17 protein-coding genes are annotated in these 21504 nt (G+C 73.0%); 6 read left to right on the top strand and 11 right to left on the bottom strand.

Going from position 1 to position 21504, the window contains the following annotated elements:
• Positions 1 to 159: 159 nt before the first annotated feature.
• Complete coding sequence (locus tag Raf01_RS41245) at positions 160 to 2703, bottom strand: NPCBM/NEW2 domain-containing protein (RefSeq protein WP_203923578.1); 2544 nt, start codon at positions 2701 to 2703, stop codon at positions 160 to 162.
• A gap of 120 nt (positions 2704 to 2823) precedes the next feature.
• Between Raf01_RS41245 and Raf01_RS41240 the strand changes: the two genes are divergently transcribed.
• Positions 2824 to 3582 (top strand): FadR/GntR family transcriptional regulator, encoded by a 759-nt coding sequence (locus Raf01_RS41240; RefSeq protein WP_203923577.1) that lies wholly within the window; start codon positions 2824 to 2826, stop codon positions 3580 to 3582.
• A gap of 72 nt (positions 3583 to 3654) precedes the next feature.
• On the opposite strand, the gene dgoD is transcribed toward Raf01_RS41240, so the two are convergent.
• Positions 3655 to 4800 (bottom strand): galactonate dehydratase, encoded by a 1146-nt coding sequence (dgoD, locus tag Raf01_RS41235; protein ID WP_203923576.1) that lies wholly within the window; start codon positions 4798 to 4800, stop codon positions 3655 to 3657.
• A gap of 190 nt (positions 4801 to 4990) precedes the next feature.
• Positions 4991 to 5752, bottom strand: coding sequence for an SDR family NAD(P)-dependent oxidoreductase (locus Raf01_RS41230; RefSeq protein WP_203923575.1), 762 nt, complete (start codon positions 5750 to 5752; stop codon positions 4991 to 4993).
• A 277-nt stretch (positions 5753 to 6029) separates the two neighbouring features.
• On the opposite strand from Raf01_RS41230, the gene Raf01_RS41225 reads away from it, so the two are divergent.
• Genes Raf01_RS41225 through Raf01_RS41215 form a run of 3 tightly spaced genes read left to right on the top strand, consistent with a single transcriptional unit; the run spans position 6030 to position 9672 of the window.
• Positions 6030 to 7106 (top strand): substrate-binding domain-containing protein, encoded by a 1077-nt coding sequence (locus tag Raf01_RS41225; protein ID WP_203923574.1) that lies wholly within the window; start codon positions 6030 to 6032, stop codon positions 7104 to 7106.
• Positions 7106 to 8641, top strand: a complete 1536-nt coding sequence (locus Raf01_RS41220; protein ID WP_203923573.1) for a sugar ABC transporter ATP-binding protein — start codon at positions 7106 to 7108, stop codon at positions 8639 to 8641. The genes Raf01_RS41225 and Raf01_RS41220 overlap by 1 nt, the downstream gene beginning before the upstream one ends.
• Positions 8638 to 9672 carry an ABC transporter permease gene (locus tag Raf01_RS41215; RefSeq protein WP_203923572.1) on the top strand — a complete coding sequence of 345 codons (1035 nt, stop codon included), beginning with the start codon at positions 8638 to 8640 and terminating at the stop codon, positions 9670 to 9672. Before Raf01_RS41220 ends, Raf01_RS41215 begins: the two co-directional genes overlap by 4 nt.
• A 124-nt stretch (positions 9673 to 9796) precedes the next feature.
• On the opposite strand, the gene Raf01_RS41210 is transcribed toward Raf01_RS41215, so the two are convergent.
• Positions 9797 to 11230, bottom strand: a complete 1434-nt coding sequence (locus tag Raf01_RS41210) for an FAD-dependent oxidoreductase (protein ID WP_203923571.1) — start codon at positions 11228 to 11230, stop codon at positions 9797 to 9799.
• A 371-nt stretch (positions 11231 to 11601) separates the two neighbouring features.
• On the opposite strand from Raf01_RS41210, the gene Raf01_RS41205 reads away from it, so the two are divergent.
• Positions 11602 to 12615, top strand: a complete 1014-nt coding sequence (locus Raf01_RS41205; RefSeq protein ID WP_275413163.1) for a UDP-N-acetylmuramate dehydrogenase — start codon at positions 11602 to 11604, stop codon at positions 12613 to 12615.
• Positions 12616 to 12714: 99 nt separating this feature from the next.
• Here the strand turns inward: Raf01_RS41205 and Raf01_RS41200 are convergent, their stop codons facing one another.
• Complete coding sequence (locus Raf01_RS41200; protein WP_203923569.1) at positions 12715 to 13593, bottom strand: alpha/beta fold hydrolase; 879 nt, start codon at positions 13591 to 13593, stop codon at positions 12715 to 12717.
• Positions 13593 to 14228, bottom strand: a complete 636-nt coding sequence (locus Raf01_RS41195) for a TetR/AcrR family transcriptional regulator (RefSeq protein WP_203923568.1) — start codon at positions 14226 to 14228, stop codon at positions 13593 to 13595. The genes Raf01_RS41200 and Raf01_RS41195 overlap by 1 nt, the downstream gene beginning before the upstream one ends.
• 77 nt (positions 14229 to 14305) lie before the next feature.
• Here Raf01_RS41195 and Raf01_RS41190 point away from each other — a divergent pair, with 77 nt between their 5' ends.
• Complete coding sequence (locus Raf01_RS41190; protein WP_239134359.1) at positions 14306 to 14614, top strand: SCO4848 family membrane protein; 309 nt, start codon at positions 14306 to 14308, stop codon at positions 14612 to 14614.
• Between the two features lie 169 nt (positions 14615 to 14783).
• Here Raf01_RS41190 and Raf01_RS41185 read toward each other — a convergent pair whose 3' ends face one another.
• The 5 genes from Raf01_RS41185 to Raf01_RS41160 all read right to left on the bottom strand — a co-directional run bounded on the left by Raf01_RS41185 (position 14784) and on the right by Raf01_RS41160 (position 21473).
• Positions 14784 to 15371: a hypothetical protein gene (locus Raf01_RS41185; RefSeq protein ID WP_203923567.1), complete on the bottom strand. Its 588-nt coding sequence runs from the start codon at positions 15369 to 15371 to the stop codon at positions 14784 to 14786.
• A gap of 106 nt (positions 15372 to 15477) precedes the next feature.
• Entirely contained in the window at positions 15478 to 16200 is a 723-nt protein-coding gene (locus tag Raf01_RS41180) for an alpha/beta fold hydrolase (RefSeq protein WP_203923566.1), read from the bottom strand.
• Positions 16197 to 16835 carry a TetR/AcrR family transcriptional regulator gene (locus Raf01_RS41175; RefSeq protein WP_203923565.1) on the bottom strand — a complete coding sequence of 213 codons (639 nt, stop codon included), beginning with the start codon at positions 16833 to 16835 and terminating at the stop codon, positions 16197 to 16199. The genes Raf01_RS41180 and Raf01_RS41175 overlap by 4 nt, the downstream gene beginning before the upstream one ends.
• Before the next feature lie 149 nt (positions 16836 to 16984).
• Entirely contained in the window at positions 16985 to 19090 is a 2106-nt protein-coding gene (locus Raf01_RS50170; RefSeq protein WP_239134358.1) for a putative Ig domain-containing protein, read from the bottom strand.
• Between the two features lie 232 nt (positions 19091 to 19322).
• On the bottom strand, positions 19323 to 21473 hold the full coding sequence (locus Raf01_RS41160) for an acyltransferase family protein (RefSeq protein WP_203923564.1): 2151 nt from the start codon (positions 21471 to 21473) through the stop codon (positions 19323 to 19325).
• Positions 21474 to 21504 lie beyond the last annotated feature (31 nt).

Raw genomic sequence — 21504 nt, 5'->3', positions numbered from 1 at the left:
GCCGCGGCTGTGTGGGGCGTGCGGTGCGGGGCGTGCGGTGCGGGGCATGGGGCGCGAACCGCCGGGCGGTGGCGCCGGGTGCGCCGATCCGACCGGACGGCGGCGGGCCGCGTCGATCCCGCCGGACGGTGGCCGGGCCACCCGGCGGGATCGTCCGCGTCACTGCGTCTGGCGCACCCGGATCTCGGCGGCCGAGGCGTACCCGCCGTCGCCCGCCGTCGCGACCAGGCGGACGTACCGGCCCTGGACGGGCGCGAACGCCACCGACTTCAGCGTCCGGTCGTCGGTCCAGGTGCCCGACGACACCGGCGCGAAGGTCTGGCCGTCCGCGCTGACCTCGATGCGGTACCCGGTGATGGTGCCGGTGGTCGAGGCGTCCATCCGGGGCTGGTAGGTCAGCCCGTCGACCGTGTGCGTGCGGCCGAGGTCGATGGTGACGGCCTGGGGCAGGGGCGCTTGCGGGCTGAACTCGTCGTGCCAGATCGTGGAGAGCCGGCTGTCGACGGCGGCCGCCGCCGGGTACCCGTCGTGCGCGGTCGTGGCGGTGGCGACCAGGCCGGTGCGGTCGACGAACGACGGCCAGCCATCGGCCGGCACCGCCCCGCACGCGAGGGTGAGCCCGGCCCAGTCGGCCCGGTCGTTGTACCCGCCGTCACCCGCGTCCCCGACCGTCAGAGTGAGCACCCGGACCCCGGTCAGGTCGACGGTGAACGGGTGCGCCGCGGTGCGGTCGACCGTCCCGCTGTCGTACCGGGTCCGGCCGTCGCCGGACACCGTGAACGTCGCGGTGCCGCCCTGCTGGTCGACGTTGTTCACCGCGTCGTCGATGCCCACCGTGCCGGACAGGCTCGTGCAGTTGCCGCCGAGATAGTAGTCCACTGTGGATGGTGAGGCGACGCCCAGTCCCTTCGGGTACCCGGTGCCGCCCAGGGTAATGGGGTTCCCGCCGACGCTGGTGTCGGGTGCCGCGACCTGCCAGCCACTGCTCGCGTCCAGCCACGGTTGGTCGCTCAGCTGACCGGCGCCGGCCGGCGGCGTCGACGGCACCTGTACCCGTACCTGACCGGTGCGCTGGCCGGTCTGGTACCCGCCCCACCGGTAGTCGGCGGTGACCGTGAGCGGGTACGTGCCCGGCAGCGTGCCGGCCGGTACGGTCACCTGCCAGGTACTCGTCGCGTGGCCGTTGGCGCGTACCGTGCCGCCGCCCGTGGATCCGCCGCCGGTCCAGCCGTCCGGCACGGACAGCGTGAGCCCCACCCCGGTGGCCGGGTCGCGACCGTCGTTGGCGAACGTGGCGGTGACGGTGCTGGATGTGCCGGGCAGCACCAGATTGCCGCCCCAGCCGGGGGTGGCCGGCACGGTCGGCGCGCTCAGCGCGGTGGCCGGCGCCAGGTGCTGGCCGCCACCGGCCGAGACGCGGTACAGCACCGCGCTGCCGGCCGGTACGGTGGCCCGGATGGTGCCGGCGCTCTCCGTGCTGGTGTGCGCCCACAGGTCGTCCACTGTGTACCGTGCCGTGTCGCCCAGCCCCACGGCGGCGGCCGAGGTGGTGACCGTCAACGGTGTGCTGCCCCGGTTGAGCAGCGCGACCGCCCGGTCGCCACCCGCCAGCGGCCGGACCCACACCTCGCCCTGGCCGGGTGCGGAGACCCGGGTGCCCTGGACGCCGAGCCGGTCCTGGTCGACGGCGAGCACGTCCGGGTTCGTCAGCATCGCGACGGTCGCGGCCGAGAGGCTGCGCACGTCGCTGCCGACGATGAGCGGTGCGGCGAGCACCGACCACATGGTGAACTGGGCCTGCGCCTGCGCGGCGGTCATGCCCAGCTCCGGTCCCAGGTAGTCCGGATCGTTCCAGTGGCCGGGGCCGGCCGCCTCCGGGTGCTTGGCGTCGTCGTCGAGGTTCCGCAGCACGTCCGACCACTGGACACTGTGGACGAAGCCGGCGTCGGTGTCGGTACGCCACGAGTTTCCGGTGGTGGGTCCGAAGGTGTACGACGAGTAGACCGACAACTCCACCGGCGGGTAGTTGTCGCCCGCCGCGCCCGGGGTGAACGGGTTGCAGATGTTGAACAGCATCGGCCGGTGGCTGCTGTTGGCCAGCAGGGCGTCGCGGAACTGGCCGTAGGCGGTGGCGGGCGCCAGGCGCAGGTTGGTACCGCCGCAGAAGTCCACCTTCACCGCGTCGAAGCCCCAACCGGCGAACTGGTTCACATCCTGCTGGTAGTGGCCGTAGCTGCCCTGGTTGGCGCCGCCGCAGCCGTCCTTGCCGGCGTCGGTGTAGATGCCCGCCTTCAGGCCCCTGGCGTGGATGTAGTCGGCGACCGCCTTCATGCCGGACGGCCACTGCGCGGAGTCGACGGTGATGTTTCCCTGGGCGTCCCGGGTGCCGGACCACCAGCCGCCGTCGAGCCACACGTACTGGTACCCGGCGGCCGCGAGGCCACGGTCGACGATCGCGTCGGTTTCGCTCTCGATGGTCGCCTCGTCGTATGCCGAGCCGAGGCCGTAGTAGGTGTTCCAGCCCAGGTACGGGGTGCGGGCGAGGTCGTTGATGGCCGTCGTCGCGGCCGGGGTGACGGATGCCGGACGCGAACCGCCGGCGGGGGAACCGGCCGCCACCGCGGGCGCCGCGTTGGCTGGCGCGGCGGCCAGCCCGAGCAACAGCGTGATGCCGGCGGCTGCGCCGGCAAGGGACGATCGCATGGAGCACATCGTCTTGATGCCTGGCGCCTCCGTCAAGATTTTTGCATAATTAATGCGCCGACGACCGGCCGGCATGCCGGCGCTCGGCGAGGCGCCGGTCGCGAACACGAGGAGTCGCCGATGGCCGCCTATTCGGGGCGCGGACTGCACGGACACATCGTCGAGACCATCGGCGGGCGGATCCTCGACGGCACCTACGCTCCGGGCCAGACCGTGCATCCCGACGAGCTCGAACGCGAACTCGACGTGAGCAAGACCGTGGTCCGCGAGGCGCTGCGGGTACTCGCCTCCAAGGGCCTGGTCGACTCCCGGCCCAAGCGCGGGACGTTCGTCCGGCCCCGTTCCGAGTGGAGCCTGCTGGACGCGAGCCTGCTGCGCTGGCAGCGCCGAGGGGCACCGGACCGGCGGTTCCTGGCCGACCTGGCGGAGGTCCGCGCCATCATCGAGCCGGCCGGCGCGCGGCTGGCGGCGACGCGCCGCACCGAGGCGGACCTGGCCGCGATGCGCGAGGCACTCGCCGTCCTGGCCGAACCCGGCGCCGACGCGTCCGCCGTCATCGAGGCCGACCTGCGCTTCCACCGAGCGCTGCTGGCCGCCGCGCACAACGAGCTGATGGGCCGCCTGGAGGTGGTCGTCGAGGCCGGGCTGCGCGAGCGGGACCGGATCGTGCACTCGGGCGAGCGGTGGCCGGACGCGGTACCGGCACACCGCGCGGTCCTCGACGCGGTCGCGGCGGGGGACCCGGCCGGCGCGGCGGCGGCCGTGGAGTCCCTGCTGGAGCAGGCGAGCACCGACCTCGCGCACGCGGCCGGCGGCGAGGCTGGCCCGCACGCCCGGAATTCCGGCGCCCGGAATTCCGGCGACTCCGCGGCCGGCTGACCGCCGACGCGGGGCGGCGCACCGGCCGGCCCGGGGGTGGACCGGCGCGGCCAGCGTCACCGCCCGCCCGTCTCACCACTCGGCGAACGAGCCGTCCGGACGCCGCCAGACCGGGTTGCGCCACCGGTGCCCGACCTGCGCCGCGCGGCGCACCGCCGCCTCGTCGACCTCGATGCCCAGCCCCGGCCCGGCCGGCCGGGCGGCGTGGCCGGCCACGAACCGGAACGGCTCGGTGTCGACCAGGTAGTCCAGCAACTCGCTGCCGCTGTGGTAGTGGATGCCCAGGCTCTGTTCCTGGATGAGGAAGTTGGGCACCGCGAACGCGATCTGCAGGCTCGCCGCGAGCGCGATCGGGCCGAGCGGGCAGTGCGGGGCGAGGCTCACGTCGTACGCCTCGGCCATGCTGGCGATCCGCCGCACCTCCGAGATACCGCCGGCGTGGGACAGGTCCGGCTGCGCCACCGCGATCCCGGAGCGCAGCACCTCCCGGAAGTCCCAGCGGGAGAACAGCCGCTCGCCGAGTGCCAGCGGGACGCTGGTGGCCGCCACCAGCCGGTCCAGGTCGGCGGAGTACTCGGGCAGCACCGGCTCCTCCACGAACAGCGGGTGCAGCGGCTCCAGCAGGGGCAGCACGCGACGCGACATCGCCAGGGACATCCGCCCGTGGAAGTCCACCGCCACGTCCCGGTCGGCGCCGAGCACCTCGCGCACGGCGGCGACCCGGGCGACCACCTCGGCCGTGCGGGCCGGCGTGTCGATCGGACCCACCTGCCCGGAGCCGTTCATCTTCACTGCGGTGAACCCGGCCTCGACCTGCGCCCGGGTGAGCTCGGCGACCTCCCCGGGGCTGTCGCCGCCGATCCAGGCGTACACCCGTACCCGGTCCCGTACCGGGCCGCCGAGCAGGGCGTGTACCGGCTGCCCGTACGCCTTGCCGGCAATGTCCCACAACGCCTGGTCGATGCCGGCGACGGCGCTGGACAGCACCGGGCCGCCCCGGTAGAAGCCGCCCTTCGTCAGCACCTGCCAGTGGTCCTCGATGCGCAGCGGATCCTGGCCGATCAGGTAGTCGGACAGCTCGGCGACCGCGGCCCGCACGGTGTCCGCCCGCCCCTCGACCACCGGCTCGCCCCAGCCGACGATGCCCTCGTCGGTCGCGATCCGCAGGAACAGCCAGCGCGGCGGGACCAGGAAGGTCTCCATCGCGGTGATTCTCATGCCAACCCCGTATCTCTCCCACTCAGACCGCGTCTGAAGCAGTGCGGCCGTGCTCGCCTCCGCCACGAACCGGCCCAGGCTGTGCTGCGTGAGCGTGTGCTCGCCTCCGCCAAACACCGGCTCCGGCTCCGCTCACGCGGCGTTGCGTGAGCGTGTGCTCGCCTCCGCCAAACACCGGCTCCGGCTCCGCTCACGCGGAAGCCTTGAACACGCTCCACCCGCCGTCCACGACGAGCGTCGCGCCGGTCACGTACGACGCCTCCGGCGAAGCCAGGAACGCCACCGCCGCGGCGACCTCCTCCGGCCGGCCGAAGCGTTTGGCGACCGTCTCGGCGACGCTGCGCGACCGGTCGTCCTCGGTGACCCGGTCCCAGGCGGCGGTCAGGATCGGACCGGGCAGCACCGTGTTCACCCGGACCGCCGGCCCGTACTCCACCGCGAGCTGGCGACCCAGCGAGGTCAGCGCCCCCTTGGTCGCGGCGTACGCCGGGTGGCCGGGCAGGCCGACCAGCGCGTGTACCGACGAGGTGAGCACCACCGCGCCACCGGCCTCGGTGAGCATGCCGGCGAACGCGCGCATGGCCAGCCAGGCGGCCTTCAGGTTCACCGCGAGCTGCCGGTCCCACTCGTCCTCGGTCAACTCGTGCGCCGGCTTGACCACCGTCGTCGCCGCGTTGCTGTGCAGCACGTCTAGGCGCCCGTAGGTGTCGCGCACGTGCCCGGCGAGGCGGTCCCAGTCCGGTGCCGACGCGACGTCGCACGGGTAGAACTCGGCGTCTCCGCCGCTGGCGCGGATCCGCTCCGCCTCCGTCTCGCCCTCCTCGCCGGCCAGGTCGACGAGGACCACGCGGGCCGACTCGGCGGCCAACCGGCGGGCGGTGGCGGCGCCGATACCCCGCGCGGCACCGGTGACCAGGGCGGTACGCCCGGCGAATCGTCCGGTCTGCTCCACCCGGCAACCTCCTGTGTCGTTCGGTGCGACGCGATGCGCCCAGGGTGACCCGTCCCGGGGACGGACACTCCCGCGCGCCGCGCCAGCCGACCCTAGCAATGGAAATTAAATATGACTACATCTTGACGGGCGGCCGGCGACCATCCCAGGATGGCCGGGTGCCGATCGTCGCCCCTGCGCGCATGCCCGGCAGGGCGGGCGCGGACATCGCGGCGAGCGGTTGCCTCGAGTACCGCACCGTCCCACGCACACCAACCCGGCCGGAGAACATCCCGCCGTGCCGGACATAAACCTGAACCGTGACAGCGAAGAAGGGCAGTCGTCCATGTTCCCGTCGCCTCGCCGCGCAGCCCTCGCCGGGCTCGCACTGCTCGTGGCCGCCGGTGCGCTCACCGCGTGCTCGTCGGGCAAGACCACCTCGGCGTCGACCGGTGGCCAGCAGGCCACCAAGAGCGGTCCGCTCACCATCGCGTACCTGCAGAAGCAGGGCGACCAGCAGTACTTCGTCGACGAGGCCGCGGGCGCGAAGGCCGAGGCCGGCAAGCTGGGCAACGTGTCGATCAAGGTCGTCGACCTGGGCACCGACTCCAACAAGGCGATCAGCGCGATGAGCACCGAGGTCGGGCAGCAGGTCGACGGCATCGCCATCGTGGTACCCGACCAGAAGATCGGGCCGCAGGTCATCGACGCCGCCAACGGGGCTAAAATCCCGCTGGTCGCGTCGGACGACCCGATCTCGTCCGGCTCCGGCAGCGCGGCGCCGTTCGTCGGCTTCGACAGCGTGCAGATGGGCACCTCGGTCGGCCAGGAGGCGGCCAAGCTGTACAAGCAGGCCGGCTGGACGCCCGCCGACACCAAGGTGCTCGCGCTGTACCAGCAGGGCCTGTCCGACTGCCAGCAGCGTGAGCAGGGCGAGGAGGCCGGCTTCACCACCGGCGCCGGCTCCCTGCCGCCGGTCGTGAAGGTCGGCACCGACAACTCCGTGGTGGACGCCCAGAACAAGACGGCCGCCGTGCTGACCGCGAACCCGGGCGTGAAGCACTGGGTGGTGTGGGGCTGCAACGACGAGAACGAGACCGGCGGTGTCACGGCTCTGCAGAACCACCAGGTGTCGCCGGACAACATCATCGGTGTCGGGCTCGGCGCGTACCTGACCTGCAAGGACTGGAAGGCCGGGACCAAGAGCGGCAACAAGGCCGCGCTGTTCATCGACGGCCGCTCGGTCGGCGCCTCGGCCGTCCAGGTCCTGGTCGACCAGCTGCGCAACGGCAAGACGCTGCCGCCCAAGACGATCGCCAGCACCGCGATCGTGGACTCGAGCAACTGGCAGTCCGCCGGCGTGGAATGCAGCTGATGTCCTCGGACGCGGCAGCGGCGCCGCGCCTGGCCGCCACGGAGCTGTCCAAGAGGTTCGCTGGCGTCCAGGCGCTGCGCGCCGTCCAGCTACAGGCGTACGGCGGCGAGGTCATGGCCCTGCTCGGCGAGAACGGCGCCGGCAAGTCGACGCTGCTGAAGATCCTGGCCGGTGCGCACCGGCCGGACTCGGGCACGTTGTCGATCGACGGCGAGCGGGTCAGCTTCTCCTCGCCGCGCGACGCGCACCGGGCCGGGGTACGCATCATCTACCAGGAGCCGGAGATCATCCCGCACGTCTCGGTGGCCGAGAACATCTACGTGGGCGCGCTGCCCGCGCGGGGCCACCGGTTCACCCGGGCCGCGCTGCGCGCCAGGGTGGTCGCCGACCTGGCACGGTACGGCTTCACTTCGGCGCTGGACCCGGACGCCCTGGGCAGCGAGCTGTCCCCGGCGCAGCGGCAGCTGGTGGAGATCCTGCGCGCGCTCACCGAATCCGTTCGGGTGATCGCGTTCGACGAGCCCACCTCCTCGCTGTCGGACACCGAGGTCGAGGTCCTTTTCCGGCTCATCCGCCAACTGCGGGACGAGGGCGTCGCGGTCATCTACGTGTCACACCGGATGAACGAGATCTTCCAGATCAGCGACCGGGTCACCGTGCTGCGCGACGGCGCGCTGGTGGGCACCGTGACGACCGCGGAGACCGACGAGGCCCGGCTGGTACGCATGATGGTCGGGCGGGACCTGACCGACATGTTCGTCCGCGAGCGGCGCCCCCGGCCGACCGGCACGCCCGCGCTGACCGTCCGCGGACTGTCCAACGACGACGTCCACGACATCGACCTCGAGGTGTACGGCGGCGAAGTGCTCGGAATCGCCGGGCTGGTCGGCGCCGGCCGGTCCGAGCTGGCCCACGCGATCGTGGGCAGCACGCCGGTGCACGCGGGCGAGATCCTCGTCGATGGCAACCCGGTGCGCATCTCCGGGCCCCGCGACGCGATCCGGGCCGGGATCGGCTTCGCGCCCGAGGAGCGCAAGGCACAGGCACTGCTCATGCAGCGCTCGGTGCGGGACAACATCTCCCTGGCGATCCTCGACCGGATCCGCGTCGCCCGCGTCGTGCGTCGCGGCGAGGAGCGCGCGGTGGCCCAGCGGTACACCGGTCAGTTGCGCATCCGCACCCCCGACATCGAGCAGGTCGTCTCCTCGCTGTCCGGCGGCAACCAGCAGAAGGTCGTGCTGGCCCGCTGGCTGGCGCGCCGGCCCCGGGTGCTGATCCTGGACGAGCCGACCCGCGGCGTGGACGTCGGCGCCAAGGCCGAGATCTACGCCGTCATCAACCAACTGACCGCGGACGGCATCGCGGTCATCGTCATCTCCTCCGAGCTGCCCGAGATTCTCGGCCTGTCCGACCGCATCGCGGTGATGCAGGGCGGGCGGGTGACCGGCGAGCTGGACCGCTCGGAGGCGACCGAGGAACGCGTACTCGCGCTGGCCATGGCCGGCGATCTCACCACCGATGGAGCGACCCGATGACTTCCACCGTCGCGGACCAGACCGCCGAGCAGAGCGAGCCCGCCCCGCCGGCCCGGCCGGGCTGGCCCCGCCGGCTGCTGCGCGCGGTCGGCGTCCAGAACATCAGCCTGGTCATCGCGCTCGCCGTGCTCGTGGCCATCATCGGCGCGCAGAACAGCAAGTTCTTCCTGGTGACCAACATCGAGACGATCGGCACCGCGGTCACCGTCGTCGGCCTGCTCGCGGTCGTGCAGACCGTGGTCATGCTGCTCGGCGGGCTGGACATCTCGGTCGGGTCGGCCGCCGGCCTGGCGTCGGTGGTCTCCGCGATGGTGTTCATGTCCACCCACAGTGCCGCGATCGGCATCCTGGTCGCGCTCGTCACCGGCGTCGCGACCGGCGTCTTCAACGGCCTGGTCATCGTGTACGGGCGGGTGAACGCGGTCATCGCGACGCTGGCCACGTACGCCGGGTTCCGCGGCCTGGCCAACCTCATCTCCAACGGCCGGGCGCAGGGCTACACCGGCACCGACTCGACGTTCGTGTTCCTGGCCCGGGGCTCGATCGCCGGCATCCCGACACTGATCTGGATCCTGGTGATCCTCGCCCTGGCCGTGCACCTGATGCTGCGGTACACCGACATCGGCCGCAACATCTACGCGATGGGCGGCAACGCCACCGCCGCCCGGCTCGCCGGCATCAACCTCAACCGGTACGTCGTCGGGTGCTACATCGCTGCCGGGCTGGTCGCGGCGGTCGCCGGTGTGCTGCTGACCGCGCGGACCGGTTCCGGTCAGCCGACATCCGGCAGCCAGGGCCTGGAGTTGCAGGCGATCACCGCCGCCGCGCTCGGTGGCGTGGCGATGCAGGGTGGCAAGGGCACCATCACCGGCACCATCCTGGCCGTCGTGCTGCTGGGTGTGCTCCAGAACGGGCTGACCATCCTGAACGTCAACTCGTTCTGGCAGGACATCGCCCAGGGCTTCCTGCTCGTCGTCGCGGTCATCATCCAGCAGCGGCGGCGCGGCCTGCGGGCGGTCGGCCTGCCCTAGCGGTCGGGCCACATCGGGCCTAACCGTCGGGCCACATCGGGCCGCGGGGTGGTGCCGGGATCTGGCGGGATCCCGGCTCCACCCCGTTCCGGTGCTCTTCTCGCGGCGCCGCTGTCCTGCCGCGCTACGCCGTCTCGGGCCGCGGCGGCTCCCACAGCTGCGGTCCCGGCCGGCCGCGCGCCACCCGGGCCATCACACCCGGCCGCAGCAGCGCGGTCGGCGGCGCGATCAGGTGCATCACGTCGGTGAGCACCTTCGCCACGTGCGGGTCGCGGTTCGCCACGTCGGCGGCCCGGCTCAGGTACCGGTGCGAGAACCGGTCGCGCAGCCCGGGCCGGGTGCTGGTCGCCCCGGGAATCCGCGAGTCGGCGCCGGTCGCCACGAGCCATGCGGCGTCGGCGCACCGGGAGGCGACCGCCTGCGTGTCCTGGTCGAAACCGGGGGCACCCGACGGGCGGGTGCGCAGGTGCTCGGCCAGCGCGATCGCGGTCCGCGCGGCAACGCTCATCCCGTGGCCGTAGACCGGGTTGAACGCGCAGATCGCGTCGCCGACGACCACGAACCCGCGCGGCCAGGTCCGCATCGACTCGTAGTGCCGCCGGTGGTTGCTGGTCTGCAGGAAGCCGTGGACGGGGGAGTCCGGCCGGGCGTCCTTGATCGCGTCGTACAGGACCGGGCTGCGCAGTCCCCGGACGAACTCCAGGAATCCCTCGTCGTCGGTGGGCGGCTTGTCGTCGCCCAGGCCGCCGAGCGTGAGCATCCACCGGTCGCCCTCGATCGGGTACAGCACCGCTCCGCGTCCGGACTTCGGCGGATCGGGCAGGATCAGGATGTTCTTCCAGTCGCCGGCCGCGCCGTCGGGCAGGATGTAGCGCCGGCTGGCGTACCCCAGCCCGGCGTCGATGCGGGTCTCGGCCGGGCGCGGGTACCCGAGGGCGGCCAGCCAGTCGGGAGCGCGGGAGCCGCGCCCGCTCGCGTCCACGACGAGGTCGGCGGGCAGTTCCTCGGTGCCGTCGCGGGCAGCGGTCTCATCCGCGGGGGCCCCGGCGGCCGTGGTGTCGCCGGCGCCACGCGCCCGCAACCGCACCCCGGTCACCGCGGCACCGTCCGCGCCGGAGCCGGCCGAACACAGCCCGACGGCGTCGTGCCCGGGCAGGAACCGGATCCGTTCGTCCGTCGACAGTCGCTTGTGGACGGTCCAGTCGATGAGTTCCCGGCTCGCTCCGACGAGCCGGTGCGTGGCCGGGAAGCGCTGCCGCCACCCGGTGGCGGTCAGGTAGAGGATGTCGGTGGGTGCGGCCACCGGTACCGCGCCGGCCCCGTGCAGCTCGTCGATGATGCCGGGAAACAACTGTTCCAGTGCGCGCTGCCCGGCCGTGACGAGCACATGCAGGTGGTGTGCCTGCGGTACGCCCTTGCGGACCGTGGGACTGTCCGGGAACCGGTCCCGCTCGACCACCGTCACCCGGTCGACGGAATCGGCGAGGGCGCGTGCGACACACATTCCGGCGAGGCTGCCGCCGATCACGACGGCGTGGCGGGGCGGGGGAGCGGACACCGGCGGGAACCTCCAGCGAAATCGACAGGGGTCTACCGTACCGGGCGGCGTGCGCCGCACCGGCGGGCCGGGCGGCCCGGATCGCGGATCGCGCCTCCCGGGGCGGGTACCCCCGGGATAATGTCCGCGCCGTCCGGGGATCTTCCCATTCGGGTACGGACGCGCCTTGGCGGACGGGCTCGGCGACGCCTTCCCGGGCGTCGCCACGGCCGGGAAGCAGGCACGCGGTGGCATCCGCGATCGGGGAAAACCGCTGGTCGGGCGGGCTGGACGGTCATCCGGACCGGTCATCCCGCGCGTGATACCGTGATCGTGATGCACGGCCGATCGCAGCGATTGTCGCGGGCTCGCGACTGTCAACAAGGGCTCACGTGGATACCTCTTTCTCTGATGTGACGACGATGCGGGTCGGCGGTCCGATCGGCCGGCTCCAGATCCCGGAGACCACGGCGCACGCCGTCGAACTGTTGCGTGAGCACGCCGACGGCGGCGACTCGTTGCTGGTGATGGGTGGCGGTTCCAACCTCGTGGTGGCGGACTCGGGTTGGCCGGGCACGGTCATCAAGATGGCCACCTCCCAACTGGCGATCGACGGTGACCGCGTCACCGCCGACGCCGGAGTCGAGTGGGACCACGTCGTCCGGACGACCATCGCCGAAGGGCTGTCCGGCATCGAGGCGCTGTCCGGCGTACCGGGTTCGGTCGGTGGCACCCCGGTGCAGAATGTCGGCGCGTACGGCGCCCTGACCTCCGACGTGCTCGAATCGCTGCACGTGTACGACCGGGAGACCGGCAGCGTGGAGCGCTGGCTTCCGGAGCGCTGCGGGTTCGGTCCGCACCGCACCTCGGTGTTCAAGCGCAACCCCCGCTGGGTCGTACTGGACGTGACGCTGCGGCTGCGACGGGCCGACCGGTCGAATCCCATCACGTACGCCGACCTCGCCCATGCGCTGGGCATCGAGGCCGGCCAGACCGCGGCCCCGGCCGACGTCCGCGAGGCGGTGCTGAGCCTGCGACGCAAGCGGGGCATGGTGCTCGACCCGGACGACCACGACACCTGGAGCGTGGGGTCGTTCTTCCTCAACCCGGTGCTGGCCGAGGTTCCCGAGGCGGCCAGCGAATGCCCGCAGCACGTGGTCTCCGAGGGCATCAAGCTGTCGGCCGCGTGGCTGATCCACCGGTCGGGTTTCGCGCCCGGGTACGGCGGCGACTGGGGCAACGGCAACGTCACTCTCTCCAGCCGCCACACCCTGGCCATCACCAACCGCGGCGGCGCGACGACCGACGACGTCATGAAGTTCGCCGCGCACATCCGCGGGGGTGTCGAGGACCGGTTCGGGGTCCGGCTCTCGCCCGAGTGCGACCTGATCAACTGCTCGTTCTGACGGCTTCCGACCGGCTGACGGCTTCCCGCCCCCGGCCGGCTTCCGGTCCGCCGGGTGGCTCTCGGTCCTCGCCGCCGGGCGCGCGACGACGGCCCCGCGTCAGTCCGCGACCGAGGCGAAGAACTCGCGCAGGGCGCCGGCGACCAGCGCGGGTGCCGTCATGGTCGCGAAGTGTGACTGCCCGGGCCAGCTGACCCGCCGCGCGTGCGGGATCGCCGCCGCCAGGGCGTCCATCGTGGTGGGCATGGGTTCCCAGGTGTCGGCCCCCTGCATCAGCAGCACCGGCGGGGTGATCGAGGACCACCGGGCGGTGTCCGTGCCGTCCACGGCGAGTGCCTCGAGGTCGTGCAGCCAGCCGGTCGCCGAGCGGGCCGCCTCGACCGGGTCGGGTGCCTGGTCGCCGACCGCCGCGGTCAGTGCCGCGACGATCGCCGGGGGCACCCGGGTCACCTCGTTGAGCACCGCGAACGCCTCCGCGGCGTCGTCGCGTTCCAGGGCGCCGCGGTACCGGTCGAGCAGCGGTGTGATCCACGGCCCGGCCGCGAACAGCGGGGGCTCGAACAGGGCCAGCGAGCGCAGGCCGCCCGGGTGCTTCGCCGCGACGTGCAGCGCCAGGGTGGCTCCGTAGGACGCCCCGACCAGGTGCACCCGCCCACCGGCGGCCTCGATGACCGCGATGACGTCGGCTACCTCGTCGTCGAACGACTTGACTCCGGCCGGCACGTCGCTCGGGCCGTACCCGCGCCGCGCCGGCATCCACAGCTCGTATTCCCCGGCCAGCAGCTCGGCCACCGCGGCGAAGGAGTGCAGCCCACCGCCCGAGCCGTGGACGAGGACGACGGGGTCGCCGGTGCCCACGCACCGGACCACCAGCCGGGTGCCGTCGACTGGTCTGGGTCGCCGCGCGGCGGAGACGGGCCCACCCAGACCAGTCGGAGTGCTCACCACGTCCCGGTCGCTGCCGGACGGGTTGTTCATCAGTGCTCCTCTGTGCCGGTCGGCCAGTTGCTCAACGCGGCGTGTACCGCGTCGACGATCTTTCGACTAGTCCGGCTCGGAGCGTCTGGCACCGCGCCACGACCCGAACCAGTCGATTCCCACGAGGTGTCCACGGCGCGGGGGTGCCCGAAGCCGCCGGAGCTCTCCAGGCTCGCGAACCCGTGCAGGGTGCTGCGCACGAAGCGCACCGCGTCGGTCAGGTCCGGCTCGTCGAGCCGGTACCCGCGCAGCACCGCGTAGCTCAGCTCGATCATGCGCCGGTGGCCGGCCGATGCCAGGCCGACCTCGGGCGGCAGTTGCAGCTGCGTCGCCGCGTACTGCCCCGGGTGGCGGACCGCGAACGAGCGGTACGCGCTGGCGAACCCACCGAGGGCCTGCCTGCCGGCCCGGCCGGCCACGGCCAGCGCCAAGTCGTCGGCGAAGCTGGCGGCGGCCCGCACCGCGACCTGCTCGATGAGCGCGTCGCGGCCGCGGACGTGCACGTACAGGCTGGCGTCCGCGACCCCGAAGTGCCGCGCGACGGCGGCGATGGTCAGCCGCGACAGCCCGACCGAGTCGGCCAGTTCGGCCGCGGCCGCGTGGACGCGTTCGCTCGTCAGACCCTGCCGTGGCATCCCAAACCTTCGAGTACTCGGAGGAAACCTAAGAGCCCTAGGATAGCAGGGCGGCCGCCGGCGGTAGATTGCGTGTCGTGCAGGACAGCGAAACGACCGTTGTGCCCGGGACGTCCGGCCGACCCGGCGGGTTCTCGCTGACCCGGGGCTGGGCGGTGTTCCTGGTCGTGGTCGGCGTGTGGAACTGGATCATCTGGCCCCGGTTCGCGGTGGCCATCTGGGACGACCCGCGGGCCTGGTCGGCGGGCACGGTCGGGCACGGCAGCCCGACCGCGTTCCTGTGGGTGCACGCCGTGCTGATCGTGGTCTCGGTCGCGTTCGGCACCACGCTCGGCGTGCTCGGCATCCGGGCGCTGCTGCGCCTGTGGCGGTCCCGCTCCTCCTGACCCGCTCGTCCCGACTCGCTCGTCCCGACCGGCTGGGTCCCGACCGGCTGGGTCCCGAACGGCGTCTCCGAACGGCCGCCGGCCGGGCGACGCACCGGCGGCGACGCGAAGCGTCGCGCGGCCGCGCAGGGCATAGGCCGGCCGGGCCGGGCACCGACCTGCCGGTGAGTCAGGCCGTCCGGCGGGCGGTGGGCCGTGCCCGGACCCCACTCCGCGCGGTCCGGCGCGCCGGTACCGGTGCCATCCGCAGCCGTGCCGGCCACCACGCGACCACCTGGCCGCCGACCGGTACCGCGTGCCAGTTCTCGGTCGCCTCACGCACGGCCGCCGCGGCCACCTCCAGCCGGGCCAGGTCGACCGTGCCGTCCAGCCACTGCAGATACTCCTCGGCCTGCCGCACGACGTCGGCGGGGGTCGGCGGTGGCGTGTCCGCGATCCGCTCGGCGAGCCCGCCGACGAGTTCGGCGGCGTGGAGGCTCGCGCCGTTGGCCCGGATCAGCGCGGCCGAGTGTTCGGCGGCGTGCGGAGGGCGCCGCCCGGCATGGTGGTGCATGCTCTCGAACACCGCGCCCGCGGCGATCGCGCCCCAGATGCCGTCGGCTATGCCGAGCGTCCGTTCGACGGTGAGGTGGATCAGGTCGTGCGGCAGCTTGCCGCGCACCGACGGGCCATCCATCCGGTACGCCACGCCGTCGTCGCGCTCGACGAGCGACCAGGCGCGCTGGCCCTTCGGGAACCGGGTGAACGTCACGCGCATTCCCCCATGGTCGGCAGCCCGGAGCCGGCCGGCAACCGGAATTCCGGCCGGCACCGTGACCGCACGCCACCGCGACCGCACGCCACCGTCGTCGCGGACGGCACAGTCAGCCGGTCAGGAACGGGACGACGGCGTCCCGGAACCGCTCCGGGGCGCGGCTGTGCACCCGGTGCCCGACCGGGATGGTGACCAGCCGCCCGTCGCGCACCTCGGCGAGCCGCTGCGGCGGTACGTGGCTGCGCGGGCCGCCCGAGACGAGCAGGGCCGGCGCGCTGACCGCCGGCAGCCGGTCCCACCAGCTCGGGTCGGGTACCCGCAACTGCCGCACCGCGGAGACCACCGCCCGGCGGTCGTAGCCCCGCCGGGTGCCGAAACTGCCCAGGGCGGGCAGCAGGAACCTGGCCGAGGACAGGCCGTGCCGGTCCGACAGCTCGCGCGAGGGCACCGGCGGCTCCTCCAGGACCAGCCGGGTGAACCGGTCCGGCTGGTCCTGCGCGAGCAGCGATGCCACGTGCCCGCCGAGCGAGTGGCCGACCAGTGCCGCCCGCTCGATCGCCAGCGCGTCGAGCAGTCCGAGGATGTCGTCGCGGTACCCGCGCAGCGGATAGTCCGCCGTGCGCGAACTGCCCCCGTGCCCGCGCAGGTCGGCCGCGACGATCCGGCGGCCGCGGGCCACCAGTGCGGCGGCCAGCCGGTCCCAGGTCGCCGCCCGGCTGGCCCCGCCGTGCAGGAGAACGACCGGCTGGGCGCCGGATGCGCCGGCCGCCCGGTACCGGATGGTCACCCCGGCGACCTCGACGGTGCGCTCGCTGACCTCGACGCCGGTCACCGCGCCACCGCCGTCACCCGCGGATCCGTTCCGGGGCGCGGATCCGTTCCGGGACGGGGATCCGTCCCGAGGTGCGCGTCCAGCGCGGCGCGCAGCAGCGCGTCGACCTCGCCGGCCCCGGTCGCGAGTGGGAGGCTGCCCCATCCCCACAGCAGGGCGATGCCGTGCAGGTTGGCCCAGAGCGCCCCGGCGACGACCGGCGGCGGGACCTCCGACGGCGGCCGTGCCGCGGCGACCAGGTCGACCAGGACGGTGAACAGCGGCAGGCTCGTCTCCCGCAGCCCGAGGCTGTTGCTCTCCAGCAGGTCGTGCCGGAACATCAGCTCGAACATGCCGCGCCGGGACGACGCGAAGGCGAGGTAGGCGCGGCCCAGCGCCATGAGTCGATCGCGGGGGTGCGTGCCGCCGGTGCGCAGCGTGTCGGCGACACGGTCGGCCAGGTCGGCGAAGCCCTCGCGGGCGATGGCCGACAGCAGGGCGAGGTGGGTCGGGAAGTACCGGCGCGGTGCGCCGTGCGACACACCGGCCCGGCGAGCGATCTCCCGCAGCGTCAGGGCCGGCATCCCCTCGGTGGCCACCAGGTGGACCCCGACCGCGACCAGGCGGGAGCGCAGATCCGCGTCCTCATCAGGCATAGACACTGTCTACCACGAGCCAGTAGACACTGTCTACGCCGCCTCGGCCGGCGGTAGGGCGGGGCCCGGCGACCGGTCCGGGTCGTGGCGCGGCGCCAGACGCGCCGAGCCGCCCGCACCCTGCCGGGCGGCGGGCGGCTCGGACTCGGCTAGCCGACGATGTGGTGCGTCGACCAGAACGAGGTCAGGTCGACCGACGTGGCGGCCTGGGCCGCCGCCTTGAAGTCGGCCACGGTGGAGATGCCGTACCAGTGGCTGGCCGCGTAGCTGGACAGCAGCGACGACATCGTGGAGTCACCGATCAGCCGCCGCAGGTCGTGCAGGGCGCACTTGCCGTACGTGTAGACGACGGTGGAGTACCGCGACGAGTGCGCGTCCCAGTACGCCATCGAGTTGGTGATGTTCTCGCCGGTGGAGAACCTGACGTTGGCCCAGCAGTTGGTGCCGGTGATGCCCTGCTGGAGGTCGGTGGCGTAGTCGGTGAACCCCTCGTCCAGCCACGGGGTGGTGTACTCGTCGTCGCCGACGATCCCGTAGAACCACTGGTGCCCCAACTCGTGGATGACCGGTGTGGCCGACGGCTGGGACAGCACCAGGCCCGGGTACTCCATGCCGCCGAACCAGAAGTTGTTGTGCAGGATCAGGTCGATCTCGCCGTACGGGTACGCGCCGAACCGGCTCGCGTGCCCGACCATCGCGCTGGCGCCGGTGGACTGCATGCTCGCCGCGGTCGTCGCGCTGATGCTGGACGTGCGCCAGGTGTTGAACACCACGCCGGAGGAGGTCGTCGTGGTCGTCTTCACGAACGGGCCGGCGCACCAGGCGAACTCGCGCACGCTGGTGGCGGTCGCGGTGGTGATGGTGCGCCCGGACGCTCCGGGTGTCTCGGTCGCCCGGCCGGTGGTCGGCGTCAGCACCGAGGTCGGGTGGTCCAGCGTCACGGTGTAGTCGCTGGCCAACTGGTAGAAGGACTCGCCGTTGTTGGTGTACGGGCTCAGGTGCCAGCCGGCGCCGTCGCGCACCGCGAGGACCGGGATCGCGTTGCCGATGAAGTTGTACGCACCGTCGCTGCCGAACCGGTCGCTGCCGGCCGGTACCGCGATGGACACGGTGAACCGGACCGTGCCGGACTGGTTCTGCGCCAGCGGTGACGGCAGGGTGATCTTCACCGCCGTGCAGTTGACCTCGAGCGAGCCCAGGGTGCCACCGGTCACGCCGCTGATCTGGATCGGTTGGTTGGACGGGCAGGTGCCGTGGTAGTTGTCCCACAGTCGCAGGTACACCTCGGGCAGCGGGCTCGGCGACAGGTTGGTGAAGCCGATGGTCTCCTGCCCGGTCCAGGTGCCGCCGGAGGCGTTGCTGGTCAGGTTCAGCGTGTACGACGCCCTGCCCGGCGTACGGGTGGCGTCCGCGCCGGCCGGGCTCACCGTCCAGGTGAACGTCGCGGATCCGGTGTTCGACCCGGTGTCGGTCGCGGTGACCGTGACACTGCCGGTCGACGCCGTGGTCGGTGTCCCGCTGACCACTCCGGTGGAGGCGTTGATGGACAGGCCCGCCGGCAGCCCGGTGGCGGAGTAGGTCAGCGCGTCGCCCTGCGGGTCCGTCGCCGCGATGTGCAGGTTCACCGCGGTACCCACGGTGGACGACTGCGCTCCGGGATTGGTCACCACCGGGTTCTGGCCGGTCGTGCCGCCGCCGGAGACGTTCAGCGCCACGTCGTCGAGGACGAAGCTGGTCTGTGCCCCTGAATCCTCGGTGCCGGTGTACTTCAGCGTCACCGTCTGGCCGGCGAAGCCGGACACGTCCACGGTCCGCTGCTGGTACCCGGTGGCCTTGTTGAGGTTGGAGTAGGACGCCACCGTCGTCGTGCCGACCTGCACGGTGAGCGTGTCGTACGCGGTGGTGGTGGTCGTCTCGGCGGTGTCGATGTGCAGCCAGTACGTCAGGGTCGCGGTGGTGCAGTCGGCGGGCAGCGTGACGGTCTGCGCCAGCGTGTCGGTGTGTGTCGAGCCGTACCCGTCGAGCCAGGCGAACCGGGTGCCGCCGTGCGCGCTCTGGCCGCTGGACGCGCCGATCACACCGGACGTCGCGGTCCACGGTGTCGAGCCGGACTCGAAGCCGGCGTTGCCGATCAGTTGTGCGGGTGTGCAGGCCGCGGCTTGGGCGGGCGTGCTCAGCGCGGTGACGCTGAGCACGCCGGCCAGCAGCGCGATGGTGGCGCCGGTGGCAAGCGAGCGGACGGATGTTCGGGACATGCGTGGCCCCCAACTGTGAAAGGAAGAAGTCGCGGTTGTTCCGTTTTCGGACAGACCGCTGACCGCTGCGGAATGCAGCGATACTAATCGATGCCTGCCGTCCGGCCCAGGGGCGCGACTGGTCTGGGTCGTCGCGCGGCGTCAGACGCGCCGAGCCAGACTGGGTCGAAGTTTCCGGTACGGTACAAGCGATTGGCCGTCATTCGCGCATCTGCGCAAGCGGCTGTCGGGTTCACCTTGTGTCGAGCAGAACCTGCCGCAGGGGTAGGGCCAGGGAGCGCGCGTAGACGTCGGTGAGGTGCTCGGTGTCCCAACGGACCGCTGTGGCGCCCACGAACGACGGGCAGAAGCCGGCACTGTCGCAGAACCACAGCCGGGTGTCCACATAGGCGGTACCGGTGGACCGGGCGACCGCCTGTTCGGCGGTGGACTGGGAAATCCACTGGTTGCTGATGGGCCGCACGCAGTCGGCCGGAATGCCGCCGGCCGTGTCGCAGTCCGTCAGCGATCCGGCCTTGGGTGGCGGCGCCAGCGTGACGATCCGGCGGGTGCCACCGGCACCGAGCGTGGTGACGGTGCGCCGCAGCGCCGACTCGTACTCGGTGGCCGCCCGCGCGCCGGTCGCCTTGCTGGCCAGCCGTCCCAGCGTGTCCTCGGTGCTGGACAGGACGACGAGCGCGGGATCGAGCGCGACGGCCTGCGAGAGGACCCAGGAGTGGTGGGTGTCGCAGTCGCTGTCGTACCGGCCGTTGGTGTCGTCGACCGGGACGTCGGCCGCCGGGCAGCTCTCCAGCGTCAGCCCGACGACCCGCCAGTCGTGGCCCAGCGCGGCCTGGACGCCGGGCAGCCAGCTCATCGCCATGGAGTCGCCGATGACGACGGCGAGCCGGTCTCCGGTGCCGAAGGTGCACCGCCCCGGCTCGTCCGGCGTCGGCACCGAGCAGTCGCCCCAGTGCGAGCGGGCGGTGCCCTGCTGCTCCAGCGGCGGGCTCAGCGCGGGGAAGCCGCCCGCCGACAGCGACGCGTCGATCGCCGCCGCGAGGATGGTGGGCGCCGGGGCGACGTCCTGGGTCGGGAGCGGCAGCAGCCCGGTGTCGCGCGCCGAGGGGAGCCGCGGTGCGGTGCGCTGTGGCACCAGGATGGCCAGCACGGCGACGGCGGCCAGGCAGGCCGCGGCGGCGACGGCCGGCCGGCGCAGTTGGCGCGGCAGCACCCGTTCGGGCGGCATCGCGCCGGGTCGCACCGCGTCGGGCGGCACCGTGTCCGGATGCCGGGTGCCGAGCCGTCGGGTGCCGAGCCGCCGGCAGGGGGCCTCGACGAAGTGGTACGAGGCGACCGACAGCCCGAGCATGGCCAGCACGGCGATCGGGTACCGGTATCCCGGCGCGTGCGGGACGAGGGCGGCGGTGACCACGATGACCGGCCAGTGCCACAGGTACAGCGAGTACGACACCCGCCCCAGGTACCGGCTGACCGGGTTGGTCAGCACCGCGCCCCAGGCGCCGAGGCGACCGGGCATCCCGGCGGCCAGGAGTACGGCGGCCGACCCGACCGGCAGCGCCCCCCACGGCGCCGGGAACCCGGGACTCTGCGGTACGACGAATCCGCTGGCCGCCACCCCGACGAGGCCGAGCAGCCAGACCGGCCCGCGGGCCCGGCCCAGCCGGGCGGCCAGCCCGCGCAGCGCTCGCGGCGCGATTGCCAGCGCGGCACCGGCACCCAGTTCCCAGGCCCGCCCCGGCGAGGAGTAGTACGCCACCGCCGAGGTCTCCCGGCTCCGCACCACCGAATACGCGAACGACGCGGCGCCCGCGACCACCACGACGGCCAGCAGCAGCGCCGGCGCCCGCCGCGCAGCCAGCCGCCGGCCGAGCAGCGACAGCACCACCACGATGACGACCGGCCAGACGAGATAGAACTGCTCCTCGACGGCCAGCGACCAGAAGTGCCGCACGAGCGACGGCGCGCGGTCGGCCTGGAAGTAGTCGTCACCGATGCGCGCGAAGTGGATGTTGGCCGCGAAACCCAGCGACCACCAGATGTCGCTGACCGCCTGCGCCACCCGGGCGCCCCGGAACACCAGGTGCGCCGTGAGGGCGGCGGCGGCCAGCACGGTCAGCGCCGCCGGCAGGATGCGGCGCACCCGCCGCGCGTAGAAGCCCCGGAACGACAGCCTGCCCCGAGTCTCGGTCTCCTGGACCAGCAGTCCGGTGATCAGGAAACCGGACACCACGAAGAAGACGTCGACGCCGACGAATCCGGCCGGCGGGTGGCCGGTGAGGTGGTACAGGACCACGAGCAGCACCGCGACGGCGCGCAGGCCCTCGATGTCGGCCCGGAAGCCCGCGGGCTCGGCGGCGGGCCGGGGTTCCTGGGCGGTCACGGGTGCTGAACTTACCCGGGGACCCCGGGGC

The organism is Rugosimonospora africana (assembly GCF_016862975.1).
GTDB lineage: Bacteria > Actinomycetota > Actinomycetes > Mycobacteriales > Micromonosporaceae > Rugosimonospora > Rugosimonospora africana.
The sequence above is the reverse complement of the archived record's forward strand: the minus strand, read 5'-3'. Positions and strand labels throughout refer to the sequence as shown.

Coding starts and splice junctions, on each gene's coding strand:
- Raf01_RS41245 (WP_203923578.1), bottom strand. CDS start 2,703: ATGCGATCGTCCCTTGCCGGCGCAGCCGCCGGCATCACGCTGTTGCTC.
- Raf01_RS41240 (WP_203923577.1), top strand. CDS start 2,824: ATGGCCGCCTATTCGGGGCGCGGACTGCACGGACACATCGTCGAGACC.
- dgoD (WP_203923576.1), bottom strand. CDS start 4,800: ATGAGAATCACCGCGATGGAGACCTTCCTGGTCCCGCCGCGCTGGCTG.
- Raf01_RS41220 (WP_203923573.1), top strand. CDS start 7,106: ATGTCCTCGGACGCGGCAGCGGCGCCGCGCCTGGCCGCCACGGAGCTG.
- Raf01_RS41215 (WP_203923572.1), top strand. CDS start 8,638: ATGACTTCCACCGTCGCGGACCAGACCGCCGAGCAGAGCGAGCCCGCC.
- Raf01_RS41200 (WP_203923569.1), bottom strand. CDS start 13,593: ATGAACAACCCGTCCGGCAGCGACCGGGACGTGGTGAGCACTCCGACT.
- Raf01_RS41195 (WP_203923568.1), bottom strand. CDS start 14,228: ATGCCACGGCAGGGTCTGACGAGCGAACGCGTCCACGCGGCCGCGGCC.
- Raf01_RS41185 (WP_203923567.1), bottom strand. CDS start 15,371: ATGCGCGTGACGTTCACCCGGTTCCCGAAGGGCCAGCGCGCCTGGTCG.
- Raf01_RS41175 (WP_203923565.1), bottom strand. CDS start 16,835: ATGCCTGATGAGGACGCGGATCTGCGCTCCCGCCTGGTCGCGGTCGGG.
- Raf01_RS50170 (WP_239134358.1), bottom strand. CDS start 19,090: ATGTCCCGAACATCCGTCCGCTCGCTTGCCACCGGCGCCACCATCGCG.